9 protein-coding genes are annotated in these 9,111 nt (G+C 71.8%); 1 reads left to right on the top strand and 8 read right to left on the bottom strand.

Annotation, left to right across the window (positions count from 1 at the left end):
• Positions 1-184: 184 nt before the first annotated feature.
• From ABZV94_RS27950 to ABZV94_RS27915, 8 genes are read right to left on the bottom strand one after another with little or no spacing between them, the layout of a single operon-like run.
• Positions 185-1,072 (bottom strand): DUF5936 domain-containing protein, encoded by an 888-nt coding sequence (locus ABZV94_RS27950; protein ID WP_356345009.1) that lies wholly within the window; start codon positions 1,070-1,072, stop codon positions 185-187.
• Between the two features lie 13 nt (positions 1,073-1,085).
• Positions 1,086-2,030 (bottom strand): type II secretion system F family protein, encoded by a 945-nt coding sequence (locus tag ABZV94_RS27945; RefSeq protein WP_356345007.1) that lies wholly within the window; start codon positions 2,028-2,030, stop codon positions 1,086-1,088.
• Between the two features lie 12 nt (positions 2,031-2,042).
• A complete protein-coding gene (locus ABZV94_RS27940) occupies positions 2,043-3,380 on the bottom strand; it encodes a CpaF family protein (protein WP_356345004.1) in 1,338 nt (445 codons plus the stop codon).
• An 18-nt stretch (positions 3,381-3,398) separates the two neighbouring features.
• The gene (locus tag ABZV94_RS27935; RefSeq protein ID WP_356345002.1) at positions 3,399-3,746 is read right to left on the bottom strand and encodes a TadE/TadG family type IV pilus assembly protein; all 348 of its coding nucleotides are present in this window, start codon (positions 3,744-3,746) and stop codon (positions 3,399-3,401) included.
• A gap of 1 nt (position 3,747) precedes the next feature.
• Positions 3,748-4,128 (bottom strand): TadE family protein, encoded by a 381-nt coding sequence (locus tag ABZV94_RS27930; protein ID WP_356344999.1) that lies wholly within the window; start codon positions 4,126-4,128, stop codon positions 3,748-3,750.
• Between the two features lie 7 nt (positions 4,129-4,135).
• Positions 4,136-5,371, bottom strand: coding sequence for an AAA family ATPase (locus tag ABZV94_RS27925; protein ID WP_356344997.1), 1,236 nt, complete (start codon positions 5,369-5,371; stop codon positions 4,136-4,138).
• 9 nt (positions 5,372-5,380) lie between these two features.
• Entirely contained in the window at positions 5,381-6,085 is a 705-nt protein-coding gene (gene cpaB / locus ABZV94_RS27920; protein WP_356344994.1) for a Flp pilus assembly protein CpaB, read from the bottom strand.
• Between the two features lie 58 nt (positions 6,086-6,143).
• Positions 6,144-6,965: a hypothetical protein gene (locus ABZV94_RS27915; protein ID WP_356345017.1), complete on the bottom strand. Its 822-nt coding sequence runs from the start codon at positions 6,963-6,965 to the stop codon at positions 6,144-6,146.
• Positions 6,966-7,305: 340 nt separating this feature from the next.
• Here ABZV94_RS27915 and ABZV94_RS27910 point away from each other — a divergent pair, with 340 nt between their 5' ends.
• Positions 7,306-9,024: a glycoside hydrolase family 18 protein gene (locus tag ABZV94_RS27910; RefSeq protein ID WP_356344991.1), complete on the top strand. Its 1,719-nt coding sequence runs from the start codon at positions 7,306-7,308 to the stop codon at positions 9,022-9,024.
• Positions 9,025-9,111 lie beyond the last annotated feature (87 nt).

Here is a 9,111-nt window from a genome sequence, read left to right as displayed (position 1 = left end):
GCGCAGGCGGCCTGGCGGCCGGGCCCTGTCGGCGCCCGCCGGGTGCACGCCGGCAGCGGCCGCCCCCCGGTCCCGTTCCCGTCCGGCCGACCGCAGCCAGGTCCCGAACCGCGCCACCCCCGCCTGGACGCCCCGTCCCGTGCGCCCCCGCAGCGCCGCCGGCCCCGTCACCGTCATCCGGTCCTCACTCCCCCGTGAGCGAGCCGAAGTCCACGCCGGAGCCGAGGAGCAGTCCCGCGCCCAGCAGGAGCATCGTCGCCGGGACCATGAACGTGGTGATCATCAGCGTGGCCTTCGGCACCGCCCGGGCGGCCTTGCGGCGGGCGTTCTGGGCGTCGGTGCGGCGCATGTCCTTGGCCAGCGAGACCAGCGTGTCCACGATGGGCGCGCCCAGTTCCTCCCCCTGCTGCAACGCGGTCACGAACATGGCCACCTGCTCGGAGTCGTTGCGCCGCCGCAGCTCCGCGAAGGCCTCGCGGCGGCTCATGCCGAGGTCCATCTGGCGCAGGGTGATGCGCAGTTCGTCGGCCCACGGGCCCTCGTAGCGGGAGGCGACCCGGTCCAGGGCCTGCCGGAAGCCGAGCCCCGCGCTGACCACCACCGCCAGGACGTCCAGGAAGTCCGGCAGGGTGCGTTCGATGACGTCCTTGCGGACCCGGATCGCCGACCAGAGGCCGACCTCCGTCCAGAACGCGCCGAACAGGAGCAGCAGGACGGCCACGAACCACTGGCCGCGCAGCAGGAACACCAGGAATCCCACGCCGCCGAGGGCGCCGTAGACCGCGCGGCGGGCGGCGTAGCGGTCGATGGTCAGGCCGCCGGGGTTGCCCGCGAGGTCGATCTTCCTGCGGTACCTGGCCACCAGGCGCGGGCCCATCAGGCGCAGTACGGCCGGGGCGTAGCGCATGCCCATGCGGTCGATGACCGAGCCGACCGCGCCGGTGCGGGTGGCACCGACCTCCAGGGCGACGGCGAGGTCGCCGGGGAGCCGGGCGTCCGCGCGGTACATGCGGATGCCGGTGAAGACGCCCCAGACGCCGAGGCCCATGAGCAGGGCGAGCAGGTATGCCATCGGGTCACCTCCCTCAGACGTCGATCCGGCTCATGCGGCGGATGAGGACGAAGCCGACGGCGTACAGGGCGAACGCGATGATCACGCACGCCTGGCCGACCGGTGAGCCGGTCATGCGGTCGAGCGCGCCGTCCTTGACGCCGTTCATGAGGAACAGCGCGCCGATCCCGAGGACGGGCACGGCGTACGAGGTCATGGTCACCTGGGAGAGCTGGGTGCGGATCTCGCGCCGGGTCTCCTTGCGTTCCTCCAGGGTCTCGGTGAGGTTGCGGAGCGCGGAGACCACCTGGCCGCCCGCCCGGTTGGACAGGACCAGCGTCGTCACGAGCACGACCAGTTCGCGGGAGGGGAGGCGGTCGGCCAGCTCGCCGAGGGCGTCGTCCAGGGAATGGCCGATGGCCAGCTGGTCGGACACCTTGGCCAGTTCCTCGCCGGCGGGGGCCTCCAGCTCCTCCGCCGCCATGCCGATCGCGGTGCGCAGGGCGAGGCCGGCCTGGGTGGCGTTGGCGAGGATGCGGGCCAGTTCCGGCAGTTGGTTGATGAAGCGTTCGATGCGTTTCTGCCGCTGCCAGTTGAGGAACTGGACCGCCGCCCAGACGCCCAGCAGACCCGCGAGCGGTCCGAAGAAGGGGGCCAGGGCGGCCTGGCCGATCAGCCAGAGCGCGGCCACCGCGCCGAGCATGGCGGCGAAGAACTCCCCCGGCGTGACGTCCAGGCCGGTCGCCGCGAGGCGCCGTTCCAGCCAGCGGCCGAGGCGGGTGCGGCGCAGCCGCCGGTCCAGGTCGCGGAAGCGGCGGGTGCGGCCGGTCGCGGGGGCTGGGCCGGTGTGCGCGAGGCGCTCGACGATGGCGGCGCGCCGGGCCCGGCCGGAGGCGTAGGCGTGCACGCCGGCCACGGCCAGGACGCAGGTCAGCAGCGTCACGCCGGTGGTGAGCTGGACGAGGGTGTGGAGTTCCATGGTCCTTCAGTCCTACCTGGCTTCTCGGGTGGCGAGCTGGTCGGCGGAGCGGGCGACGCCGAAGGCCTGCGGGACGGGCTGGCTCGCCATGTAGAGGCGGTCGGCGGTACGGCGGGGCAGCGGGAAGTACCGGAAGGCGCCGAACACGCGGCCGTCCGGGGTCATGGGCTGTGCCTCGAAGCGCGCCACGGTCGCCAGCCGGTACGGCTCTCCGCCGTGGCTGTCGAGGAGCGCGATCTCGGTGATCCGGCGGGCTCCGTCGGCGAACCGGGTGAGCTGGACGATGACGTCGACCGCGCTGTTGATCTGGTCGTGCAGGGCGACGAAGGGGACCTCGACGTCGGACATGGAGGCCAGGGTCTGCAACCGGGTCAGGGCGTCCTCGGCGCTGTTGGCGTGCACGGTCGCCAGCGAGCCGTCGTGGCCCGTGGACATCGCCTGGAGCATGTCGAGGGACTCGCCGCCGCGGACCTCGCCGACCACGATCCGGTCGGGGCGCATCCGGAGGGAGTTGCGGACCAGGTCCCGGATGGTGACCTGCCCCTTGCCCTCCACGTTCGGCGGGCGGGACTCCAGGCGGACCACGTGGGTCTGCTGGAGCTGGAGTTCGGCGGAGTCCTCGATGGTGATGATGCGCTCGTGCGACGGGATCAGCCCGGACAGGGCGTTGAGCAGGGTGGTCTTCCCGGTGCCGGTCGCACCGGAGACGATGATGTTGAACTTGGCCTGCACCAGGCCCGCCAGCAGATGGACCATGTGCTCGTCCAGCGAGCCGAAGCCGATCAGCTCCTGGAGGGTGAAGGAGCGCGGGAAGCGGCGGATGGTGAGGACGGGGCCGGTCAGGGACAGCGGCGGGATGATGACGTTGACCCGCTCCCCGGAGGGCAGGCGGGCGTCCACCATGGGATTCGACTCGTCCACGCGGCGGTTGACCGTCGACACGATCCGCTCGATGGTCTGCATCAGCTGGTCGGCGGAGACGAAGCGGAGGGCGAGCTGCTCCACCCGGCCGCCGCGCTCCACGAAGATCGCGTCGGGGCCGTTGACCATGATCTCCGTGATGGACGCGTCCTCCAGCAGCGGCTCCAGGATGCCGAGGCCGAGCGCCTCGTCCACCACCCGGCGGATCAGCTGGGAGCGTTCGACGGTCGACAGGACCGGGCCCTCGCGGCTGATGATGTGCCCGAGCACCCGCTCCAGCCGTGCCCGGCGTTCGGCGGCGGCCAGCGAACTCATCTCCGCGAGGTCGATCTCCTCGAGCAGCTTGGCCCGGTAGGAGGCGACCAGGTGCCCGTCCTCGCCCCGGCTGCCGTGCTCCTCCGGGGTGCTGATGCGTGCCCGCAGGCTCATGGGGTCGCTTCTCCTCGGTCAGTGGTCGAGCGGCATGGTGGCGGACTTGGTGGCGGAGCCGAGGTCCCAGACGACGGTGGGGATGTGGACGGTCGCGGTGACGGTGACCGAGTCCTCCCCTCCCCCGGTCGGGCCGCACCGCACGGACAGGCCACCGCTGACCGCGTCGGCGCACGCCTGCCCCACGTCCTGGTGCAGGGAAGCGGCCCGCGCCCCGGCCCGCGCCGCCGTTCCGGCCTGCTCGGCGGCGTAGGCGACGGCGCCGATCTGGAACCCGGCCAGGCCGACGATCAGCAGGACGGGCACGAACCCCAGGTATTCGATGGCGACCTGGCCCCGGTCGCGTCGCGGGTGGCGGTACGGCATCTCAGTGCTTCGCCTCCTCGACGGCTCCGGCGTGGCCGTGGACGGTGACGGGGAAGTCGACGAAGCCGGGGAAGAGGACGGGGACCTTGATGGCCACGTCGGCCGTCACGTAGCCGCTCCCGCCGCAGTGGTCCACGCCGGCGCCCTCCCGCCACGCTCCCGACAGGTGCTTCAGCGCGGCCTGTTCGCACGCCCCGAACCGCTCGCCCGGGGGTGCCGCCGTCCCCGCCCGTACGCCCTCGTCCGCAGCATTCCCCGCGAGCGTGAAGGCGTACCCCACGAGCACGGCCTGCCACATGAGCACCAGCGTCAGAACGATCAGCGGGGTCATGCCCAGGAACTCGACGCTCACCTGCCCCCGGTCCCCGTCCGGCCTTCTCATCAGGGGCTCACTCCTTCCGCCGCCGCAGGCTCACGGCACCGCGTCCGCCCCCGCGATGGGAGGCTCCTTCCGCCGCCTTGACCAGCCCCAGCTCACCCGCGAGCGCCCACAGCGCCTGCTTGACCGTGCTCTTGGCGTCGAGTTCGTGGAGCCGCCCGGCGTCCACGACGCCCTGCAGTTCCCTGAAGTTGGCGGGTACGGCCGTACGCGCCAGCGCCGTCCCGGTGATGCGCTGCACGAGCGCGGGCTGGATCTCCGTACTGCGCGAGTGCCGGTTGACGACCACGGTCGTCTCCTCGGCCTTGCGGATCTGGAGCCGGTCCCACATCCGCACGGTCCGTTTGGCGGCGCGTACGGCGATGACGTCCGGGGTGGTGACCAGCAGCGCGGTGTCGGCCATCTCGACGGCCGCGGCGCCGGCTCCGCTGAGCTGGGCGCCGCAGTCGACGACGACGACCTCGTAGCGGGAGCGCAGGGCGCTGACCAGCTGACGGGTGGCCCGGTCGGTGACCTCCTCGCCGCGTTCGCCCTCGCCGGGCGCGAGGAGCAGGGCGAGCCCGGTGTCGTGGCGGAAGACGGCGTCGGCGAGGACCCGGGGCGAGATGTCGGTGATGGCGGCCAGGTCGGCCACCGACCGGCGGAACTGGATGTCCAGGTAGGAGGCGACGTCGCCGGTCTGGAGGTCGAGGTCGACCAGGGCGGTGGCGCGGCCGGAGGCCTGGGCGGCGAGGGCCAGCTGGATCGCGGTCAGTGTCGCGCCCACGCCTCCCTTGGCGCCGCTGACCGTGACGACGGTGCCGCCGGCCCCGGCGAGCATCTCGGCGCCGTGGCCGAGGTGCCGTCGTACCCCCGTCGACCACTGGCCGACGGCCTGGACGCGGTTGGCGAGTTCCTCGTACGACAGCGGGAGCGCGACCAGGCCGCGGGCCCCGGAGTCCATGGCGGCGGCGAACAGGCCCGGGCTCGCGTCGGTGGTGACGAGGATGACGCCGACGGCCGGGAAGCGCAGCGCGACCTCGCGGATCAGTTCCAGGGCCGGGACCGGGCCGATCCGCTCGTGGACGACCACCACCTCGGGCAGTTCGTCGACCGACTCGGCGGCGAGCCGGGCGAGGGTGTCGACCAGCTGGGTGGAGTCGGTCACCGGGGGCTGGGGTTCGGCGTCGGGGAGCTGGCTGAGCAGGGTGGTGAGGGAGCGGACGGCGTCCGGGTCCGCGCCGGCCGGGAGGATCCTGGTGGGCATGGCCGCCTCTCACTTGTCCGTCGCGAGTTCGTAGGTGCGGTCCTTGTCGGGGACGCTGGTCTCGCTGCCGGGGGCCACGAGCGCGAGCCGGACGCGCTGGGCGAAGGACTCGGCGTAGGTGACGCGCTGGGCGTCGATGGTGGACAGCGCGAAGGTGATGGGGACGGCTTCGGTGGGCTGCCGGTCCCTGTCGCGGTCGGGTTCCAGGGCGGTGATCCGGCCGACGTCGATGACCCGGGCGTCGGTCACGATGATCTTCGACTGGTCCGGGTCGCCCTCCTTCTTTCCCTCGAAGGTGGCATAGACGTTGACCCGCGACCCCGGGGTGATCTTCCCCGCCACGCCGGTCGCCGCGTCGATCATGATGGCGACCTCCTGCTGGCCGGGGCGGAGGGCGGGCCGGTCCACGATCATGTCGGTCTGGAGCAGGGAGCCGGCGTGCAGGGTGGTCACGGCGATCTTGCCGCGGATCTGCCGCAGGTCGGTGACGGCGTTGCCGGACAGCCACCGCCTCGGCATCTCGATCTTCTCGAACTGGCCCGTGTCCAGGGCGGTGTACGGCTTCACCTCGGACCTGACCCGGTAGGCGGCGACCTCGGGCCCGACCTTGGAGTTCGCGTCGTGGATGACGGAGAGCACGCCGGCGAACGCGCCCAGCGCGCACAGGACCGACAGGATCAGGAGTATCACGCCGCGGCGCTGACGGGAGTTCATGTGCCGTGCAACCTCATTGGGGGAATCGGTCGGGCGGGACGGGTCAGGTTCGCGCAGGTCAGGCGGGCGTTCGCGGTTCCAGGGCGCGGGGTGGCCCGGACGCGGGCGGGGTGGCGGAGCAGAAGACGCAGCGGTCGCCGATCACGTCCAGGCCGCACCAGTGGCAGCTGGTCTGCCGTACGGAGGTGACCAGTTGGTAGAGGACGGACAGGTCGGCGAGGTAGCCGCAGAACTCGACCATGCGGCCGGTCCCCCACCACACCGGGGACTCGGCGGGCAGCGGAGTCTCGCGCAGCCCGTGCACGCCCCACCGGGTGCCGAGCCCGGCGGCCCACTCGCTCTGCAACTGCCCCTTCGCGACCAGCATCCAGGTGCTGAACTCGGGGCCCTTCAGGGTGGCGTCGGGGGCCACCTTCACCAGCTGCGGCTCGGGGTGGGCGAGGACGGCGAACTGGCTGCCCGGCATCCAGGACCTGGCGTGCGCCTTGAGCCCGACGGGGACCCGGTCCAGCTTGGCGACGGAGCCGAGGACGGCGCCGGCGTGGATGTAGTGGGTGAGCAGCCGTCCGGCGGAGGCGAGCACGCCCGGACTCAGGTCGCAGGAGGCGAGCTGGCGCAGTTGCCGGGCCAGGACGGCGATGCCGAGTGGCGGTAACTCCGGCCGGAACAGGGCGATGCGGTCGCTCTCCAGCAGCGAGCGCAGGGTGTGGAGCCGCCGTACGACCGGCTCCGGGGTGGCCTGTGAGCAGACGACGACCACATAGCCGTACTGCTCGGTGAGGGTGTGGAGTTCGGTGAGGGCCTGGTCCAGCGGCTTGTGGTCGAGGCCGGCCAGCACGACGGCGGGCATGGTCCGCTCGTCCTGCGCCGGCAGGGCCATGTCGGCACTGGTCACGGCAATGGCAGTTGGCACGCGCAGCTCCCCGCTCTTCACACCCGCCGGCCCACCGGTGTAACTCCAATGCGCCAGGACGACTTCACTGCGTGACTACCTGAGCACTGTATCCACGGGCGTATGGCCGGAGAACAGCGTTTGTGAAGCCGGTGTGGAACTCTCACGGAGCAAGTCCCGCCAAACCCGGACAGGTTGCGTCACCGATCGGAGACGGCTTTGGTCTGGACCTCTTGACACCCGGATTGGTCTGGACCAACTTAAGGGCGCAAGCGGTGGCCACCGCACCTCTCCTCCACCCTCCCCGCCCACTCCCCCGGAGGTACCAGTGGACCGCGCACCAGGCATACCCAGACCCCGCGGACGGCGGCTCGCGGCATGGTCCGCCACCACCGCCCTGGCCCTCTCGGTCGCGGGCATCGCCGCGGCCGCCCCCGCGTCCGCCGCGGACGTCAACAACGTGAAGAACGCGGGCTTCGAGTCGGGCCTGGCCAACTGGACGTGCACGGCAGGCAGCGGCACGACGGTCACCTCCCCGGTGCACGGCGGCACCGCGGCCCTGAAGGCGACCCCGGCCGGCCAGGACAACGCCCAGTGCACCCAGACGGTCGCGGTCAAGCCCAACTCGACGTACACGCTGAGCGCCTGGGTCCAGGGCGGCTACTCCTACCTGGGCGTGACCGGCACCGGCACGACCGACGTCTCGACGTGGACACCCGACTCGGCGTCCTGGAAGCAGTTGTCGACGACGTTCACGACGGGCGCGTCCACGACCTCGGTCACGGTCTACACCCACGGCTGGTACGGCCAGGCGGCCTACTACGCCGACGACGTCTCGGTCTACGGCCCCGACGGCGGCGGAGGCGGCGACCCCGCCCCCACGGTCCCGGCGGCCCCCGCCGGCCTCTCCGTGACGGGTACGACGTCCTCCTCGGTCTCCCTGTCCTGGTCGGCCGTGTCGGGTGCGACGGGCTACAACGTCTACCGCAACGGCACCAAGGTCGCGGCCGTGACCGGCACATCGGCGACGGTGACCGGCCTCGCGGCGTCCACGTCGTACTCCTTCCAGGTCACGGCGACCAACGCGGCCGGCGAGTCGGCCAAGTCGGCGACGGTGACGGGCACGACGACCTCCGGGACGGGCACCGGAGGCGGCGGCTCCCTGCCCAAGCACGCGGTGACCGGCTACTGGCAGAACTTCAACAACGGCGCCACGGTCCAGAAGCTCTCGGACGTCCCGTCGTCCTACGACATCATCGCGGTGGCCTTCGCCGACGCGACCTCCACCCCGGGAGCCGTGTCCTTCACCCTGGACTCCGCCGGCCTGAACGGCTACACCGTCGACCAGTTCAAGGCGGACATCAAGGCCAAGCAGGCGGCCGGCAAGAAGGTCATCATCTCGGTCGGCGGCGAGAAGGGCTCGGTGGCGGTCAACGACGCGGCCTCGGCCACCAACTTCGCCAACTCGGTCTATTCCCTGATGCAGACGTACGGCTTCGACGGCGTCGACATCGACCTGGAGAACGGCCTCAACGCGACGTACATGACGCAGGCCCTGCGCGCCCTGTCGTCGAAGGCGGGCTCCTCGCTGATCATCACGATGGCCCCCCAGACGATCGACATGCAGTCGACGTCCAACGCGTACTTCCAGACGGCGCTGAACATCAAGGACATCCTGACGGTCGTCAACACCCAGTACTACAACAGCGGTTCCATGCTGGGCTGCGACGGCAAGGTCTACAGCCAGGGCACGGTCGACTTCCTCACGGCCCTCGCCTGCATCCAGCTGGAGGGCGGCCTCTCCCCGTCCCAGGTCGGCCTCGGCCTCCCCGCCTCCACCCGCGCGGCGGGCAGCGGCTACGTCTCCCCGACGGTGGTCGACAACGCCCTGGACTGCCTGACGGCGGCCACGAACTGCGGCACCTTCAAGCCGTCCAAGACCTACCCCGCGCTGCGGGGCGCGATGACCTGGTCCACGAACTGGGACGCGACGGCGGGCAACGCGTGGTCGAACGCGGTGGGGGCCCACGTCCACGCACTGCCGTGACGTGACCCACGGAACACACGGCGCCCGGGCCTCCTGGTCCGGGCGCCCTCGTGTGCGGCAAGAACGGCCTGACTTGTTCGGTCGGCC

The organism is Streptomyces sp. NPDC004658 (assembly GCF_040609555.1).
GTDB lineage: Bacteria > Actinomycetota > Actinomycetes > Streptomycetales > Streptomycetaceae > Streptomyces.
The sequence above is the reverse complement of the archived record's forward strand: the minus strand, read 5'-3'. Positions and strand labels throughout refer to the sequence as shown.